Here is an 18028-nt window from a genome sequence, read left to right as displayed (position 1 = left end):
CTCATGAATGAGAACAAAACGGGATATCAATTTTGTTCTTATATATAAGAGTACCATGCTTCGTATTTTGTTGCATGCGAAATAAAAAATAGCCGGAGGCTGTCGATCATTATAATCGATGGCCTTCAGCTATTTTTCTGTTACCCTTTATAGTAATTAATCAGGCATCCCTTTAATATAATCTCTCTTTCCGTATCTGTCAGGTTGCCAAGTCGAAATTGAACTTCTTCCAGTCCATCATGTACAACATAAGCCTTTATCACATTCACCTTATCCTGCACTGCCTTTCTCACATCAGGAACAAAAATATAGTCTCCGTTTTTAAAGGGCAGCTCCTCATGGTTTTCATCTGTCAGAAATGGGAGCATTCCCCAGTTAATCAGATTTGATCGATAGCGCTTGGTGGCATACTCGTTGGCTATATTTGCCCACCCGCCGAGCACCTTCTGACAGGATGCCGCCTGTTCGCGGGCGGAACCGTCTCCCGGCTTTACTGCAAAGATCGCACTTCCCACCCCTATATTTCCTTCCCCGGCATCCGGATATTTTTCATGTACTTTCGCCATTACAGGCTTTAACTCCTCCAGCACATCCAGCGGGCAAGTATCTGCCTCAATTGCCTTCTGTGCAGACTGTACTTCTTTCGCACGTTCCACATAGTCCGGGTCCTTTCTGGAAAGCGTAAATTCTGCAAGTCCAAGAGGGTTAGAACGATAAGAAGATGTCTCTCCGGAAGGGATCAGTTCATCAGTAGTTGTCACCGGATCATGAATCTCAGAAACTACCTTCAAAATCAGATTCTCCGGCAGAGGTGACATTTTGGGCCAGTCTTTAATGTTCGGTCCGAACTGAATTTTCACACTTGAATCTGCAGCACCTTTGCTGTCAAATACTCTATTTTCATAAATACGTTTGTCAAAGTAATATTTTAGCCCTTTATATTCCACATCCATTTCTGCAGCAGATGTCAAGAATCCCTTGTTAGCTGCCGTTGCCGCGATGGAGCGCGCATCCATCAGTGCGACAGATGCAATCTGCCCGTTTTGAAGCTTAGAGCCTTCTCTGTTCGGGAAGTTTCTGGTTGAATGACGGATTGAAAATGCATTGTTGGCAGGCGTGTCTCCCGCACCAAAACAAGGACCGCAGAAAGCTGTTTTTACAACCGCTCCTGACGCCATCAGCTCTGCAGCAACACCATTTTTCACCAGTTCCATGTAAATCGGTGTACTTGCGGGGTATACACTGAAAGTAAACTTGTCATTGCCGATATTCTTCCCCTCCATAATGTCAGCCGCAGCACAGATATTTTCAAAACCGCCGCCTGCACATCCCGCAATAATTCCCTGTTCTACATAAAGTTTTCCATCCACAATCTTATCCTGCAGTGAATAATCTGCAGCACTGCCAAGACTTACGAGGGCTTTCTTTTCCACTTCATGTAAAACATCTTTGAGATTTGCGTTTACTTCATCTATTGTATATACGTTGCTTGGATGAAACGGCATGGCAATCATTGGTTTTATCTCATTTAAATTTACATAAATCATGCCGTCATAATATGTGACTGCACCCGGATTCAGCTCTTTATAATCTCTGCTTCTCCCGTGAATTTCATAATATTCCTTAATCTTTGCATCTGTTTTCCAGATGGAGGACAGGCAGGTCGTCTCTGTTGTCATAACGTCAATACCTATGCGAAAATCAGCACTCAGCTTGTCCACACCGGGGCCAACAAATTCCATTACTTTATTATTAACATATCCATTTTTAAATGTTGCCCCGATAATTGCCAGTGCCACGTCTTGAGGCCCTACCCCTTTCATCGGCTCGCCATCCAGATAAATGCCGATGACTTCAGGCATCTTGATATCATAAGTTTTCTCCAGAAGCTGTTTTACGAGCTCAGGGCCGCCTTCGCCCATAGCCATTGTTCCAAGTGCACCGTAACGGGTATGGCTGTCAGAACCAAGAATCATCTTACCGCCGCCAGCAAGCATTTCCCGGGCATACTGATGAATCACCGCCTGATGAGGAGGTACATACACCCCGCCATATTTCTTTGCACAGGTTAGTCCAAACATATGATCATCTTCATTGATCGTGCCACCTACCGCGCACAAGCTGTTGTGGCAGTTTGTCAATACATAGGGAATAGGAAACTTCTCAAGGCCGGAAGCCCTTGCTGTCTGAATAATACCGACAAAAGTAATATCATGGGATGTCAGTGTATCAAATTTAATCTGGAGGTGTTTCATATCGGGTACAGTATTGTGAGCCTCCAAAATTCCATAGGCTATTGTATTATGGGCTGCTTCTTCCTTTGTCAAAGGAATGTTAACATTACCTGTATCTTCAACGATTTCAGTACCATTTTTGAGATAGACACCATTTTCATATAGCTTTATCATGCTTTAGTCCTCCTGCTAAATCTACTTGTTCAATATATTAGCGTAACTATTTAGAACCAAGCTCAAAAACCTACGTCTTTCTTGCTGTTTGGCTCTAAACAGTTACATATTAACATGATAAAGGAGGATTGTAAATAAGGCTAAAATAGGCGGTGCCCGATTGGGCACCGCCATAATCTAATACGTTTCTCTGAGAATTTTAATAACTTCAAACTCCGTTTCTCCAAGAGAAATAAAATCTTCTTTTTGAATTATAATAGGCTTCTGAATCTTTTTTCCGTTCAAATATGTGTGGTTTTTTGAACCTTCATCTCTAAGGTATAGTTTGTCATCGCTTCTCACGATCGCACAGTGTACCTTAGAAATCCTCCTGTCATCCGGTATGGATAAAAACTCTTCAAATGCGACCTCTTTTGTGGTTCTTCCAATTCCAAGATTATCATAGAAAATATATGTATATTGTTCTCCCGTGTCCGTGTCTTCCAAAATGATCTTCCAGCGTCTCTTCCTATCTGATGATTGTCTGTCTCTCCTGCCGGAATAGGTCTGCTGTGCACCAGATTTTTTGCTCTTCTTAGGCACTCTGTCATCTTCATAATCATCACCGTAATCGTCATCCTCTGTGCCGCGCTCTTCTTCAAGCTTATATTTTCTATATTCTTTTCTCTCTTTTACTATTGTTACTACTGTCACAGCAATGGTGACTAAAATTAAAACGGCCAGGCCTATAAGAATAATCCAGTACATCATTTGCATATCACTCCTTCAGGAATTAATATTACTATATTTTCCCGATTCAGGCAAGCTATTTAACAAATGTGCTGAAATGTGAAGCGGCATTCAAGTCACCTTTAGTGGACTCGAATGCCGGGTTTCCCAGTCTATTTAGAATTTCCTACAATCTTTTTAATAATTCTTCTCTTTCCTTTTCATAACCTGGCTTGCCTAAAAGAGCAAACATATTCCTCTTATAACTCTCTACACCTGGCTGATTAAATGGATTAACGCCGAGTAAATATCCACTGATGCCAATTGCAAATTCAAAGAAGTAAAACAACTGTCCCAGATAAAACTCTGTCTGCTTTGGAACTGTCACCATCAGATTCGGCACATCACCGTCTGTATGGGCAAGAATCGTTCCGTTCATTGCACTCTTATTGATAAAATCTACCGTCTTGCCTGTCAGATAATTCAATCCATCCAGATCAACCGGTTCTTCATTGATGATAATTTCTTCTTTGGATGTACCTACATTCAGAACTGTCTCAAATAAAATTCTGTTTCCATCCTGGATAAACTGTCCCATAGAGTGCAAATCGGTCGTCAAATCTACTGATGCCGGAAAGATGCCCCGTTGGTCTTTGCCTTCGCTTTCTCCACACAACTGTTTCCACCACTCGGATACATAATGCAGGCTTGGCTCATAATTAGCCAAAACTTCCACTGTCTTGCCTTTCCTCAACAAGATATTACGGACTGCCGCATACTGCATAGCACCGTTTTCTGCAAAATCATTCTCCAGTGCTTCCTTTCTTGCAGCCTGAGCACCCTCCATCAGCTTTGTGATGTCTGCACCGCTCACTGCAATTGGAAGAAGTCCTACCGCTGTCAGTACGGAGAAACGTCCCCCTACATCATCCGGCACTACAAAAGTTTCATATCCTTCCTCTGCAGCAAGGTTTTTCAAGGCTCCTTTTTCTTTATCGGTCGTGGCATAAATTCTCTTTGCCGCACCCTCTTTTCCATATTTCTTCTCCAATATTTCTTTAAATACACGGAAGGCAATGGCTGGCTCTGTTGTAGTTCCCGATTTGGAAATCATATTGATGGAAAAGTCTCTGTCTCCTACTACATCTGCTAAATCCTTTATATATGCACTGCTGATGCTGTTTCCCACATAATAAATCTCCGGAGATTTTCTGATATCTTTGGAAACAACATTTGCAAAGGAATGACCAAGAAAATCAATTGCCGCCCTGGCTCCCAGATATGAACCGCCGATGCCGATTACCAGCAGTACTTCTGAATCACTGCGGATTTGCTCTGCCGCTTTCCCAATGCGAGCAAATTCTTCTTTATCATAATTAACCGGAAGGTCAATCCACCCAAGGAAGTCATTTCCTGCTCCTGTCTTTGCGACAAGCTTGTCCTTTGCCTGAGCTGCCAGTTCACTCATATATTCCATCTCATGCTCCTGGATAAAACTACTTGCCTTTGAATAATCAAATGTAACTTTACTAGCCATTGTTTACCCTTCCTCTCTATCTGTACTTTATAAGTTGATTTTACCAAATATATCACATGTAATCAAGCTAAAAACTCCTCTAAAATTTGGCGTATTGCTTCTTCCTTCAGTGCAGGCTGTCCATCATCCTCCATCTTTTCTCTTATGGTGTGGCTAAGGGCCTGTCTTACCCCTTCCTCCTTTTCCACTCTTCTTGGCTCCCCTTCTATGTTAATGGACAACTCCGGTTCTTCTTTCGGCGCCGCCTTTTTCTTTGCTGCTTCCTTTCTCACCGTCGTTTTGCTTGTACCCGCCCCTTCCGCGCTTATCACATCTATATTATCTTTCTCCGTCTGTTTCACCTTTTTGTAGCGGTGCGCACACACATTCTCTAAATAATCCACCATATAATTCTTCGCGGCATTTATTTTATAATCTTCATCAGACAACTGACTGATGACAAACAGAGCAATCATCTCCGCCACTCCTGCCACGATATATTGATACATTTTTTCTCCGAACCCGCTTACAATATAGGTGCCCATTCCTCCAAATGCTGCCAGAGCCCCCGAAAACCATATGCTCTGTATTTCCAGCTGCCTCCACGTGTGGACCTTGAAGAGAAGCCCTCGGTATTCATATATGTATTTCTCCACAAAAGCACCTACATTATCTACTGTATCGTGTATCATACATGCGTGTTCATACTTTGCCCGCACAAGCTTCATCAGTTTGTGTGTACTCTTTGACATATTGCCTGCCGCTGTTACCATACGGCGAAGAGTAATCTGGTTCACAATCTTTCCCAGAACCCCGATGACACCCACGGCAATCATTAGATAAAAAATGACGTTGGTGTCTGCTACTAAAGTTTTCAACATAATAAGACCTCCTGTTTAATGGTTGTGCCACAACTTCCACTTTTTGTGTGAGCTTATTATAGTCCAACATTTAGGGTTTTGTCTCAAAAATCGTTCTACATAATTCGTCATTGACCCTTGATATCTATAGAAAATGCACATATGTTAGGGTTCAGAATCATAAAATGCAAAGCTGACTTTAATCCCTCAATTTAGCAAAAAATATAGGGTTAAATTCCATGTATGAGCCTTAAGAAATCCCTTGTCATTTTATAAGATAACTGCTCGAAAATTAAGCCACGAAAATATGTACTGGATTTTTCTGTTTCTTTTTGCTATAATTCTCATGTTCTATTTGTAATAGAGCTTAGTGTACCGTACAGTGCACCGGTAACTCAGAAAATTGGGGCTTTTACAGGAGGTTCGCAAAATGCAATACAAAACAAAAGGTGTCTGTTCTCAAGTGATAAATTTCGAGATCGATGATAATAAGGTAAGAAATGTAAACTTCATTGGAGGCTGCAACGGCAATCTTCAGGGCATTGCAAGACTTATAGAAGGAATGGATGTGGATGAGGCCATTACCAGAATTGAAGGAATAGAGTGCGGGTACAAAAAAACATCCTGCCCGGATCAGCTGGCAAAAGCATTAAAAACAGCAACCGGAAAATAATCCACTTGCCATCTATTTGCGTAAGTGACTAGCGAAACTTGCAAAGCGTGTTTCGTCTCATTGCTTTGAGCATCTGAAGCAACCGCCGAATACAGTACATTAAAAAATTGTGGGTTTTTTCAGTACAGGTCTTTTCTATAATTTATTTGGTTTATAGTTACTCCTGCTATGCAGTGTATCAGCGGCAGCTCCTTCAGGTGCTCAATGTAACAATTTCATATCAATTAAACAACTAAGCCCACAATAACTTACGCGGTTTAGTCAAAATAAATGATATTTTTGAGTAATTTGATAAAATTCTCCTTATCCATCACTCCTTTTAATTGATAATTAACATCTTTATAAGAGAACCTTGCTGCAAATCTGCTTTCTTTATTTGCCCAAAAGATGAATCTATATCGTATTATCTGTCATCCTTTGTCTTGCTCAGCACATTTGAGTCAAAGCGTTGGTTTTTTGTATCCCCTTATCCGATGGAAAAGTTCATTTTCCATCTTCTCAGATACTTTCACATCTTTAAGATCAGGATTATCAGCAATTTCTTTTTCTATTTTCCTTGCATCTTTCTTTACTTCTTCCTGCAGCGACAGTTTTACATTATGTTCCATTTGTATCCCTCTTGTTTGAGCTTTATTACTTTTTCTTGACATTTTATTAAATAAGTTTAATATAAAATTATATGTGCTTTATTCAATATCGTAAGCCTTAACTATAATATAAACATTCAAATCTGGAGGTTTTTTATGAAACGAATCATTCTTACCGGCGGAGGGACAGCCGGGCATGTTACCCCCAACATAGCACTCATTCCCCGATTAAAAGAATTGGGATATGATATTCAATATATAGGATCTTACAAGGGAATCGAAAAAGAGCTAATTGAACCTTTCAATATCCCCTATCATGGTATTTCTTCCGGCAAACTTCGCCGTTATTTCAGTGTACAAAACTTTACAGATCCTTTTCGTGTAATAAAAGGATTTGGCGAGGCTCATTCTATCATTAAAGAATTAAAGCCCGATGTTATTTTTTCTAAGGGAGGCTTCGTGTCTGTTCCGGTAGTCCTGGCAGGTAAGCGATGCAAAGTTCCCACTGTTATACATGAGTCCGATATGACCCCTGGGCTGGCCAATAAAATTGCAATTCCATCGGCCTCCAAAATTTGCTGCAACTTTCCTGAAACTCTCAACTCACTCCCGAAGGCGAAGTCCGTTTTAACAGGTTCACCTATCCGTCAGGAGCTGCTGTCCGGGAATAAAATTGCAGCCCTGGACCTGTGCGGATTCTCTGCAGATAAGCCAGTTATCCTCGTTATAGGAGGAAGTCTTGGATCTGTAGCAGTAAATAATGCCGTCAGGCTGGCGCTTCCTGAACTTTTAGAGCGCTTTCAGGTTGTCCACCTCTGCGGCAGGGACAAGGTTGATGATACTCTGACCAGTATGAAGGGCTACAAACAATTCGAATACATTAAAAATGAACTTCGTGATATATTCGCACTGGCAGATATCGTAATTTCAAGGGCCGGTGCTAATGCTATCTGTGAGCTGCTTGCTTTGAGAAAGCCAAATCTTCTGATTCCTCTCTCCGCACATGCAAGCCGCGGAGATCAGATTTTAAATGCCCGTTCTTTCGAGCGGCAAGGTTTCAGCATGGTCCTTGAAGAGGAAGATCTCACGAAAGAGGCGCTGCTTGAATCAGTGCAAAGTCTTTACGACAACCGTGCTTCCTATATGGATGCAATGCGGGACTCAAGACAGCAGGACTCTATCGATACAATTACCGGGCTTATAGAAGAAATACGTCTGAAGTAATTATTAGGTTACAGCATATTCATGGAAAGCGGGTTGTCATCCTGACACCCGCTTTCTTACAATCGGTTCAGTTCGTCATACTCTACATCAAACGTCTTTTTTACCCAACTCTTTGCTCTATGTAGTATACTGTGCAGTACCTCAATGCGTATTCCCATTTCTACTGCTACTTTTGCCTGTGGAATCTCAAGAAAATAGACCAGTGAAATTGCTTCATACCATCTGGGATTTTTATCAAGCAATGCTGCAAATATCCGCCCATGCAGCTCTGAACGGTCAAACTCATCTATTTCCTTCAAAAATTCACTTTCAGCACTTTCTGCAGTTTTCAGGATGAAGCTCTCTTCTGCAATGCTTTCATGCAATATCTCGCGATTTGCTTTCTTTTTATAATTCAACGCATAATTTTTAGCAGTTGTATATAACCACGACTTCACATTGCTGTGATTCATAATATCGTAATAAATATATAATTGTAAAAATGTATTTTGAGCAATATCCTCTGCCGCATCATAATTGCCTGAATATATATATGCTGCTTTTAGGACAAGATTTTTATATCTTTCATAAATCCTGCCAAATTCACAATTCTCAGTCAACTTTTTATCCTCAGTTACTGGCTGAACCCGTTCATTATTTTTTCTTTGTCTTCTTCCAGAAGCTTGCCCATCTTCCATCCCAGTCCTACTTCGTCGCCCTTGTATCTTGGAATCAGATGCATATGAAAATGATATACAGTCTGTCCCGCAGCTTCCTCATTATTTTGTACAATATTATAACCGTCACATTCTAATACATCTTTAAGTCTAATTACTATTCTCTTCGCCAACACCATCGCTTTCGCTGCAATTTCTTCATTCAAGTCATATAAATTCCGGTAATGTTCTTTTGGAATAATCAGTGTATGTCCTTTTGAAGCAGGGCTGACATCCAAAATAACACGGAAATCTTCATCTTCATAAAGTGTTGCAGATGGAATTTTTCCTGATGCCAGCTTACAAAAAATACAGTTTTCATCTTTCATAACGTTTCTTATTCCTCCTTATAAGGTGCTTTAATTGTAGTATAGACTATTTTTACAAAATTGAAAAGAACTTTTACTAAAGGTACGACAAGGCAGTCCTTATTTTATCGTGTATTCGTGGGTTTTGCTATTTGTTGTCGAAAATTGTCTGTCTGATTTTATTGAACAAAGGGAACTGTCGTGCTAGACTACAATTACATCATACAAAAGGAGGTAAACCATTTGTTACATAACATAGACATTAATAAAATGAATACTCTTACAGAAGAAAATCCCGATGCCAAACAAATAATCGGTCAATTATTGGACAATCACCATAGAATAGTGTCGACAATTGCACATGAAATCCGGAACCCTCTTACGTTGGTTTCCTCATCGTTGCAGGTCACGGAACTTCAGCACCCTGAAGTGAAAGATTTTTCCCATTGGAAACAAACAATTGAGGATATTGAATTCATATGTCAGCTTTTGAATGACCTTTCCTCTTTCAACAATGGAGATATGTTAAATTACTCCGTATTCTCCATTGAACGGCTTCTCAAAAACATTGCAGTCTCCTTTGCAATTTCTTTAGATAGTGAAGTTTCTGATATCGAATTCTCCTCTTCCATCCCTTCTGATCTTGGCGACTACACCGGCGATAGAGTTAAGCTGGAACAGGTCTTTTTAAACCTGCTTTGCAATGCCAGTGAGTCTATTTGCGGCAAAGGACAGATTTATTTTTCAGCCATCCGCACGGGAGAATTTCTGATCATTCAATGTAAAGACAGCGGCTGTGGTATCTCAGATGATGTTATTGATTACATCTTTGAACCATTTAAAACTTATAAAGAAGGCGGTACAGGGCTTGGATTATCACTCTCCAAAAAAATTATTGAATCACATCGCGGTACCATCTCCGTCGATTCAAAAGTGGATCAGGGCTCTACTTTTACCATCAAATTGCCGGTATAGGATGTAGTACATAAGTCAAATGGAAATGCTTACATTTCCGCATGGCTCGTTGCTCGCGGGAATTAAGCTGCCGATATAGGAGTCTGGTATTTTCTGTGATATAAGATAGCCGCGGCTATAAACCCACAGACAAGTCCTCCGATATGGGCAGCATTATCCACCCCTGAGCTTGTAATTCCAAAATACAGGCTTAAGACCACCATGAACAAAATTCCCCGCCTTGTCAAACGTCCTGCTCTCCCATGGTTTTTGATCACCACCCATACAAGTGCCCCCATGAGACCGAAAATTGCTCCTGAAGCGCCTGCGGAAACTACGGCGGCCTCTGTTCTGCTATTTAGCCAGAACGAGAACAGATTTCCACCCAGCCCTGAGATAAAATAAATAAGCAAAAACTTTGTTTTACCCGTTTCCAGTTCCAGATTCCATCCCAGCGCTCCCAGGAGAATCATATTGTTTAATAAATGGTTAATCCCAAAGTGAAGAAACAGGCTGGTAAACAGCCTGTAATACTGATGTCCCTCCGATATATATGGCCCATATGCCGCACCATGGTTCAACATGAATAACGTGTCTTCTGTATCTCCTAAGAAGGAAAATACCAGAAATACGATAACATTTGCCGCAACCAACCCCGCAGTGCATACTGCTTTCTTGTCTTGATTCAAAATGATACCTCTTTCCATATTGATATCTTAATGAGTAACTTATCCAAGTATATCATATCAGACATTAGTAGTTCAATATGCATCCTCCTCTGTTATCAAGTCCTTCCAGCTTCCCCATCTCAGCTTTTTAGACCTTGCGGCCGCCCTTCTTCGAAAGTTTCGCCAGCCGCCTATTTCTCGGATAGTTTCTGAATCCCCCGATGGTTCATATTCTTCTTCATTTATGGAGAATATATTATCCTCAGGAAATTCCTCCTGTTCCTCTTTCGCTTCCTCATTTATCCCGGGAGCTTCACTTCCCTGTCTTTTTTTCTCGTGAATCCTATAATCACTCATTATCTTTTCCAAATCATAGTTTTCCTGCAAAGTAGCTTTATGGAGCTCATATGCCAGCAGAATTCCCTCTATTTCTTCATAATCTAATTTCTTAACAAAGTATTCCGTCATAATATGGAACGCTTCTCCTATAGGCCTCTTTCTTCCCGGAAGATAACAGAAAAACCAATTATTATCTCCGAAGAACACAAATTCCGGGTATAGTAACAGTCCATCTGGATTCAGCATATACCTTTCCAAAATATTTATAACCTCTATCAGACGATTTACGAATCTTAACATATCATCCTTTTGGATCGCAGAAGTTTCGAACATTGTTTTCATTGATACCATTCCGGTTACCATATAACTATATCTGCTTTTTCCATTCAACCCACAGCCCGTTACTTCCAGCAGCCCGGGAATTTTGTTCTCCTTCATCATGTGTATCTGGTAATCTTCTTCATAAATTTTCGATAAATCAACATGCAGAAATACCCTATTTAATTCCTTTTCATACCCTGTTTTCATTCTCTTCCATTCTCCTGTTCCATCAAAGACTCCAACCGTCTCTTCTTTCTAATAGCTTTCTCCGGTTTGGGAATGACAGCCTTTTGTATCGTAGAAACACGCATCCGCTTTTTTCCTGCCTGGACTGCAACCTCAATGTCCTTTTTGCTTTTATTGACTTCAATTCTAGTCAAACGAAGGAAAATCAGCTTTCCTTTTACCCTCTCTCTGTAAAAGTTTTGAAGGTCTGTTTTATTGCCGTCCTCCTGCCTTGCCGTCTGTGCCCCTAATACCGCTGTTTCCCCTGCAGCGCCAATTAGAATATTCTTATCATGATAATAAAACACGCTATAAATAATCAGCAAAAACATCAGTATCGCTATGGGCAGAACATAAGCCATCTCTACTGTGATGCTCGCTTTCATACTTGTACTTATGTTCCTTCTTATACCTCTTTTGGTTATTTTCAATATATCAACTCCCTCCGGACCAAAACCAAATACAGTAAGATATCAGTAAAAAGGGCAGAAAAGGATAACTTACTTTTTTATTCATCCCTTTATATAGCAGAGATGCTGCCGCAAAGAGAGAAGATAATAAAAACGCACAAGTTAATACAACCAGCAGATTCCAAAAACCAAGAAAAAGCCCCATTGCCAGAATAACCAGACTGTCACCATACCCGAAGGCTTCCCTTGTCCCCCTGCTGACAACCAAAAACATTACACCTATGGCTGCACCTCCCAATGCTAAGACCAACGGTACTTCTTGCCGGCATATTCTCACTGCGGCAGCAGCAGTGCCTCCCACTGCCACCAGCAAAACCGGCACTCTCTGTACTCGTATATCCATAATAGAAAGTATAGCCAGATACATTCCATATGCTATCTGGGTCACCTCGGTTATCCCCATATCTCCTCCTATGTTTATTCCATTTATTTCGAACATCTGCTGCAGCCAGCTCTCATTCCAGTTTCCGACTTCTTCACAGCATATATCGTCCGCTTTAACCCACTGCAGCTTAATGAGTTATGATATTTCCTGCCCGTAGTAGTAATATATACACCTGCAAAACTGTCTCCATGAACACACTTTTCACATTTATGATATTTCCCTCCGCCCTCATTGCGCATACCCGAAAGCTCACTGTAGGGAACAAATTGAATAGACAGCTGCAAATAAGTACATTGATAATCCTCATGATAGACTAATGCAGTGTCTGTCATATATACAATTTGTTCATCCTCTTGGTTTCCGTCTTTCTTTGAATATCCGGTCCATGCTTTCACCTTCATTTCATCCCGGAACTTTGCTGTGAGATTCGTAAACTCCGGAAACGGAAGACGAATTGAATATTCTGCGATGGCACAAATCTCACCACTCCAGGGGGACATATATGTTTTGGCACAGTTAAGTCCCGAACTGCCTCCCAAGAGTATACTTTTATCCATTCTGCCGGCTCCCACCGATTTTACAACATCTTGTTCAAACTTTAGGACATTTACCGCCGGAAGCCTTACCGCCTCCTCCGCTGCTTTCTTTGCCGCACATTGCATCCCCTGCTGAATGCTGGTCCGTATAGCCTGTATTTCCAACAAATAAACTAAACTTAGAACAGCAAACAGGAAAATCGGTATAACCAGCGCCGCTTCTACAGTTACACTCGCTTTTGAGCCCAATACAGATGCCCTTTCTTTATTTGAGTTGGATGGGGTTTTATTTGATTGTGACATCGCAGTTTTTCCTTTCTAAATATTTTCCTGTCGGAAGGGACAACTGACAGGATTAGAAGAAAGAGCATCTGTATTGGGCTCAATAGGTTTTCCGGCCACTATTCGTAACCAAAGTATACCGGGAACTGATATGTGAGGCCCCTTCGAATCTCGGCCTTGTTTTGCAGCCTCAGCTTCACCACACAGGTATCCACACAAAATGCCTCTTCCTTTACCTCAGTTCTCATATTCTGCTCGATCCGTTCCAACGCCTTTACCGTCAGCTTGTCCTCATTTTCTAAAAATAGAAGAACTCTTAGGTAGTCCCTGTAAGTAATTCCTCCCTCTGCATCCATCCCTTCCTGCATATCTTCTCCAGTGCCCAGCGTCATCAAAGAAGAAAGGGATAACTGCCAGTTTTCAGTATTTTTTATCAAGGCGGCTCTTTTGCCTGACAGGAGGCTGCGTAAATCCAGCATACTCTCCCCGAAAGCCCATGCTGCCAGCAGAGCCTGTTTTACAGCCGCCGATACTGCCGGCAGACCTGCCAGTGTTGACAGCGTTAAAGCTAATGCTTCCGCTTCCGCTTGCTTTGCTGCATCAGACTGCAGATATAAATAGTTTATGCCAAAGCGGATTGTAAGCAGTTTTTTTATTACCATTTCCAGATTTTCTGTATCTGAAGCTTTTCCGCCTATCATATACTCCAGCTCATAGGAAAGGTTTCTGTTTCTTCCCTTTACATCCGCTGCACTGCTAAACTTCTTTAAAAGATATTCCTGAAACAGTAATCGCTCTTCTATGCCATTCATGCCCTGCCGTATATAAAAGGTTCCTCTTCCACTTCTTAAGCCTCTGCTGCCGGCCTGTTCTTCGGGGATAATCGCCCGTGCAGACAACTGGAAGTCTTTTGGGAGCACCAGTTCCAGAATGCTAGAATGTTTTAGCGCCTCCACATGGGGGAGAGGGTTGTCCTCCTCAGGAAGTATAATTTCATTTTCATTAATAAAATCATCCAGCTCCCTGTTCACAATTTCATCCCTCTGACTGGCTTCTTCCCCCTGCTGCTTAAGTTCTTCCCAAATACCGGTTTTTCCTGTCAGTTCACGGACGGCTGAAATTCCATAAGTTTCTTCCATATATTCCAGCACCTGCTCTCTGAAGGCGCATCCTTTATTATCAGATAAATATTGAATACCCAGAATATTATGTTCCATCCCAGTGGTACCGTAATAGTACATATGATCCAGCAGATTCTGCTCATTGGGAGAGTCCGTCCCGTAGCTGCTGTCAATAGCCAAAATTTCATAATTCTTCAACAGCTCCTTTTGGTATTCACCAAATATAGAAAATATTGCGCTGTCCACCGCCAGCCTCTTCTGGTTTTTTGACACTTGTACTATTGTACCTTCAAGCATCGCCGCAATAAAGGAAATGAGAAGGACAAAGATGAGACTGAGAAAGGCTGTAATTTCCCCCCGCTGCAAATTAAATGCCCGCGCTCTCACTGGTAATTTTCTCAAAGATGGAGTTCACCAGGCTTATTAACTGCGTTTTAAATATCAGGATGAGGGCAATAATTACAACTAATATTAGAATCATCTCGACAACTGAAAGCCCTGCATCGTCTCTTAATAAATATCCTGCATAAATTAATTTTTGTCTTATTTTATTTCTAAAATTCTTCATATGTTCTTTGTTCCTCCTTTTACCTCTCTGCAATCTAAATCTGTATAGTTAAAAATGCAGGCACAACGATAATTATCAATACGATTGCCAGCATCATAAACATGGGTACCAGCAATTTTGTACCTGCTTCTTCTCCCTTTTTGCGTGCCTGTTTTTTCCGTTCTTCCAATGCATCTACCGCCTCTCTTCTAAGCAAATCACTCATTCCTTTTGTTCCTTTTCTTAGGTTTTGAGATAAAAGAGCACCAAATTTACGGTAGGATGGCAGTTGGCACCTGGCGCCAAATCTTTCATAACATTCGCCCTCTGAAACGCCTCCCAGTATCTCATGCATGGTATACAACATTTCTTCATAAGCCGTTTGAACCTCCTTTTCCCCCTTTCGTTTTTCATACTCCTGCACCATTTTGGACCAGGCTTTACGCACCGTCATGCCTGCTCCGAGGAAAAGGGTAAACTGGGTGATTAGCTGAGGGTAATCACATTCCAACTGCTTTTTTCTGGCCTCTTTTCTTTGCTTTCCTTTTTGATGCTCTAAAGCATAAATGGCTCCGGATGCAACAATTCCTAAAATAAACAATCCCAAAGCGCGGGAATCCCCCGCATACCGCCACTCAATCGGTCTTTGGTCTAATTTGTCAGGAAGAATAAGATATGCATCCTCTCTGGTGTTTTCCTCCTGTTTCTTAATCTGCCGATTCAGGTTTTGAAGATCTTTCTCCTTTGCATTTAATTTGGGTGGATAAATATTAACATAAAAGACATGTACTGCCTCCTCTTCTCTGCAGGAGAGCAGAGCACGAAGTTCAACCGGTGTTCCCTCCTCCTTTAAATGTTCCCTCTTAAGCTCACCCATGATATTTATTACATCATAATTGTTGGTTTCCCAGGCAACAGTAATACCGGAACCCGGAATCTTGTCCACCAAGTTCAAATCATATCTGACCTCATCTAAACTGGTGTTTTCTCCCAGTATTAATTTCTCTAAACGGGCTGCCTCTTTCTTGAAAATTTCAGGAAGCTTTTCTTCGCTATACTGTTGTTCCCCCACTGTCACTGTAAAAGGTTCCAGTTCTTTCCCCACTCGGACTTCCAAATCTACATTTTTATCTCCCGCCCCATAGGGGCTTCGTTCCAGAAAATATTTTCCGTCCTTGTTCTTCTCCGGTACATTATTTTTATCTGCAAAAAATACCAGCATCGCCAGCACACTTACCGATAAAAATACCACACCCATTTTCCCATATACAGAACTCCACTTATTCAAACTTATACCTCGATTTCTACCATGCTTTTTCCCAGCTTGTAAGCTGTCCCGTAAACGCCCAGGCAGCAGGTCATCAATCCTGCGCCCAGAAGATTTCCATAAAGCACCTCCATAAATTCAGGGAATGCAAGACGCATATATAGTAAAATTCCAAATGGAATAACACACATAATTTTAAACTCCAGTTTCTTCGCTGCCAGCAATGTCTGTATCTCTTTCTCCACTTCAATCTTATCACTGATGTCTCTAACAGCATTTCTGATAATTGTAATACTGTCACCGCCTGTGTGCCTGGCTGCCACAAAGACTGTGACAAAATTGCGGACATCCTCCTGATTGACCCTGTCCGCAAATTCAGTCATTACCTGTTCCACCGTTTGATTCACATCAAGCTGATGAATCATTCTTGATAATTCTTTTCTGATTCTTGCATCCTTCCTGAAAAGAGGCTTTATATCCTTTGCGGTCTCACGTATCGCATTTTCCACAGAGTATCCGACATTTAAGGCTGATGCCAATGCCTGTATGCTTTCTTTAAACTGTTCCCTAAATTCTTCTTCCTTTGCTTTGCACCTGGTTCTCTGCCAAGCCTGCAGATAATAACAAAGAGCAGGCAGGAGCAGCAGTACCGCCACCCATGTATCATAAAACAAATATGCCACCATTCCCGTCAGTGCTGCTCCTTTTGTAATTGCAAACGCATATTCCTCAGGTCGTATATCCTGCTGCCAGCAGCTTTTCCCTGTGAACCAGTTCTTCCACTTTCATAAGCTTTCCCTGGATTTTTCCATTCTCTGTCCCCTCCTCTCTAAATTCATATAGTGTCTGTGTCTGGACCTTTCCGTCCTCATATCCCACCACCTCCGCTATCTCCAACACCTTTCTGGTTTTGTCTCTTATGCGTCCCAGATGGATAATAATATCAATTGCCGATGCAACCTGTCTCTGGATAGCGGCAAGGGGCATATCTATTCCCATCATCATCAGAGTCTCCAGCCGGTGCAGCATGTCTGTCGGGTTGTTGGCATGCCCCGTAGACATAGAGCCACTGTGTCCGTTGAGCATTGCAGAAGATATCATATCCACGGTTTCCTCACCTCTTACCTCCCCCACTAGAATCCTGTCAGGCCTCATCCTAAGCGCCGATTTGATTAAATCGCGGATAGTCACGGCACCTTCTCCCTCCAGGTTTGCATTCCTTGTCTCAAGCCTAACCAGGTTGGGTACCTCTTTTATCTGAAGTTCTGCGTTATCCTCAATGGTAATCAGCCGTTCATCCTTTGGAATATAATCAGACAGGGCATTTAAAAATGTTGTCTTTCCTGCACCTGTTCCACCACTGACAAAAATATTGTATCTGGCGCAGACTAACACCTTTAAAAACTCCGCCGCTTCAGTGCTTATGCTCCCCCATGAAATCAACTGTTCCATCGTTACTTTTTCTCGGGGGAATTTTCTGATTGTCATAATAGGACCATTCAATGCCACAGGCTTTAGTACTACATTCACCCGGGAACCGTCCTCCAGCCTGGCATCTGCAATAGGTGATGATTCATTGACATAACGGTTCGTTCCCGCCACTATCTGCTGTATTACATCCTCCAGTCTGGCCGCCGACAGGAAACGCTTGTCCGATTGATAAACCCGCCCGTCTTTCTCAAGAAATATATTGTCAGTCCCATTTATCATGATTTCTGTAATATCTTCATCCTCAATTAAGTCCTGCAGTATATCAAGCTTTCTAAAAGCATTGAACAGTTCCTTACTCAAGCGTATCTTATCCCGGAGAGGCATATATTTTTCTTCTCCGGCTTGGCTTAATACCACATGTATAAGCTCCAGGAGTTCCTCGTCCTCCATCTCATGCTCCATATCCATTTGCTGCAGTACTTTATCATACATTTCTTCCAGCC

Annotated in this window: 20 protein-coding genes; 3 read left to right on the top strand and 17 right to left on the bottom strand. The window is 41.6% G+C overall.

The features are described from left to right. Positions 1–140: 140 nt before the first annotated feature. The 4 genes from BN3456_RS09350 to BN3456_RS09335 form a co-directional block, all read right to left on the bottom strand. Positions 141–2408, bottom strand: a complete 2268-nt coding sequence (locus BN3456_RS09350) for a hydratase (protein WP_089983873.1) — start codon at positions 2406–2408, stop codon at positions 141–143. Positions 2409–2585: 177 nt separating this feature from the next. Beyond that, positions 2586–3158: an FHA domain-containing protein gene (locus tag BN3456_RS09345; RefSeq protein ID WP_176699163.1), complete on the bottom strand. Its 573-nt coding sequence runs from the start codon at positions 3156–3158 to the stop codon at positions 2586–2588. A 145-nt stretch (positions 3159–3303) separates the two neighbouring features. Further along, a complete protein-coding gene (locus BN3456_RS09340; protein WP_089983871.1) occupies positions 3304–4653 on the bottom strand; it encodes a glucose-6-phosphate isomerase in 1350 nt (449 codons plus the stop codon). 62 nt (positions 4654–4715) lie between these two features. After that, on the bottom strand, positions 4716–5513 hold the full coding sequence (locus BN3456_RS09335; protein WP_089983870.1) for a hypothetical protein: 798 nt from the start codon (positions 5511–5513) through the stop codon (positions 4716–4718). Positions 5514–5922: 409 nt separating this feature from the next. On the opposite strand from BN3456_RS09335, the gene BN3456_RS09330 reads away from it, so the two are divergent. After that, positions 5923–6165 (top strand): TIGR03905 family TSCPD domain-containing protein, encoded by a 243-nt coding sequence (locus BN3456_RS09330; protein WP_089983869.1) that lies wholly within the window; start codon positions 5923–5925, stop codon positions 6163–6165. 440 nt (positions 6166–6605) lie between these two features. On the opposite strand, the gene BN3456_RS15920 is transcribed toward BN3456_RS09330, so the two are convergent. Next, on the bottom strand, positions 6606–6773 hold the full coding sequence (locus BN3456_RS15920; protein ID WP_176699162.1) for a hypothetical protein: 168 nt from the start codon (positions 6771–6773) through the stop codon (positions 6606–6608). Positions 6774–6908: 135 nt separating this feature from the next. Here BN3456_RS15920 and BN3456_RS09325 point away from each other — a divergent pair, with 135 nt between their 5' ends. After that, positions 6909–7976, top strand: a complete 1068-nt coding sequence (locus BN3456_RS09325) for an undecaprenyldiphospho-muramoylpentapeptide beta-N-acetylglucosaminyltransferase (protein ID WP_089983868.1) — start codon at positions 6909–6911, stop codon at positions 7974–7976. Positions 7977–8032: 56 nt separating this feature from the next. On the opposite strand, the gene BN3456_RS09320 is transcribed toward BN3456_RS09325, so the two are convergent. Beyond that, the gene (locus BN3456_RS09320; protein WP_242862851.1) at positions 8033–8575 is read right to left on the bottom strand and encodes an RNA polymerase sigma factor; all 543 of its coding nucleotides are present in this window, start codon (positions 8573–8575) and stop codon (positions 8033–8035) included. Between the two features lie 14 nt (positions 8576–8589). Next, positions 8590–9000 carry an HIT family protein gene (locus tag BN3456_RS09315; RefSeq protein WP_089983866.1) on the bottom strand — a complete coding sequence of 137 codons (411 nt, stop codon included), beginning with the start codon at positions 8998–9000 and terminating at the stop codon, positions 8590–8592. Between the two features lie 222 nt (positions 9001–9222). Here BN3456_RS09315 and BN3456_RS09310 point away from each other — a divergent pair, with 222 nt between their 5' ends. Continuing rightward, a complete protein-coding gene (locus BN3456_RS09310; RefSeq protein WP_089983865.1) occupies positions 9223–9954 on the top strand; it encodes a sensor histidine kinase in 732 nt (243 codons plus the stop codon). A gap of 62 nt (positions 9955–10016) precedes the next feature. Here the strand turns inward: BN3456_RS09310 and BN3456_RS09305 are convergent, their stop codons facing one another. The 10 genes from BN3456_RS09305 to BN3456_RS09260 form a co-directional block, all read right to left on the bottom strand. Then, positions 10017–10622, bottom strand: a complete 606-nt coding sequence (locus tag BN3456_RS09305; RefSeq protein WP_089983864.1) for a rhomboid family intramembrane serine protease — start codon at positions 10620–10622, stop codon at positions 10017–10019. 72 nt (positions 10623–10694) lie between these two features. Continuing rightward, the gene (locus BN3456_RS09300) at positions 10695–11468 is read right to left on the bottom strand and encodes a DUF6382 domain-containing protein (RefSeq protein ID WP_089983863.1); all 774 of its coding nucleotides are present in this window, start codon (positions 11466–11468) and stop codon (positions 10695–10697) included. Further along, on the bottom strand, positions 11465–11872 hold the full coding sequence (locus tag BN3456_RS09295) for a TadE family protein (protein ID WP_089983862.1): 408 nt from the start codon (positions 11870–11872) through the stop codon (positions 11465–11467). The genes BN3456_RS09300 and BN3456_RS09295 overlap by 4 nt, the downstream gene beginning before the upstream one ends. A 49-nt stretch (positions 11873–11921) precedes the next feature. Then, positions 11922–12359: a prepilin peptidase gene (locus BN3456_RS09290; protein ID WP_176699161.1), complete on the bottom strand. Its 438-nt coding sequence runs from the start codon at positions 12357–12359 to the stop codon at positions 11922–11924. 23 nt (positions 12360–12382) lie between these two features. Further along, a complete protein-coding gene (locus BN3456_RS09285) occupies positions 12383–13180 on the bottom strand; it encodes a hypothetical protein (protein ID WP_089983860.1) in 798 nt (265 codons plus the stop codon). A gap of 98 nt (positions 13181–13278) precedes the next feature. Then, entirely contained in the window at positions 13279–14526 is a 1248-nt protein-coding gene (locus tag BN3456_RS09280) for a DUF5702 domain-containing protein (protein ID WP_242862850.1), read from the bottom strand. Positions 14527–14647: 121 nt separating this feature from the next. Then, positions 14648–14848: a Flp1 family type IVb pilin gene (locus BN3456_RS09275; RefSeq protein WP_089983858.1), complete on the bottom strand. Its 201-nt coding sequence runs from the start codon at positions 14846–14848 to the stop codon at positions 14648–14650. 34 nt (positions 14849–14882) lie between these two features. Beyond that, complete coding sequence (locus tag BN3456_RS09270; RefSeq protein WP_089983857.1) at positions 14883–16115, bottom strand: type II secretion system F family protein; 1233 nt, start codon at positions 16113–16115, stop codon at positions 14883–14885. 2 nt (positions 16116–16117) lie between these two features. Then, positions 16118–16780: a type II secretion system F family protein gene (locus tag BN3456_RS09265; protein WP_089983856.1), complete on the bottom strand. Its 663-nt coding sequence runs from the start codon at positions 16778–16780 to the stop codon at positions 16118–16120. 43 nt (positions 16781–16823) lie between these two features. Then, positions 16824–18017, bottom strand: coding sequence for a CpaF family protein (locus BN3456_RS09260; RefSeq protein WP_347458035.1), 1194 nt, complete (start codon positions 18015–18017; stop codon positions 16824–16826). Positions 18018–18028: the final 11 nt, after the last annotated feature.

Origin of the sequence: Clostridium sp. C105KSO13 (assembly GCF_001517425.1) — a bacterium.
Taxonomy (GTDB): Bacteria; Bacillota; Clostridia; order Lachnospirales; family Lachnospiraceae; genus Muricomes.
Note: the sequence above shows the minus strand (reverse complement) of the source record. Positions and strands in the feature narration are given on the sequence as shown.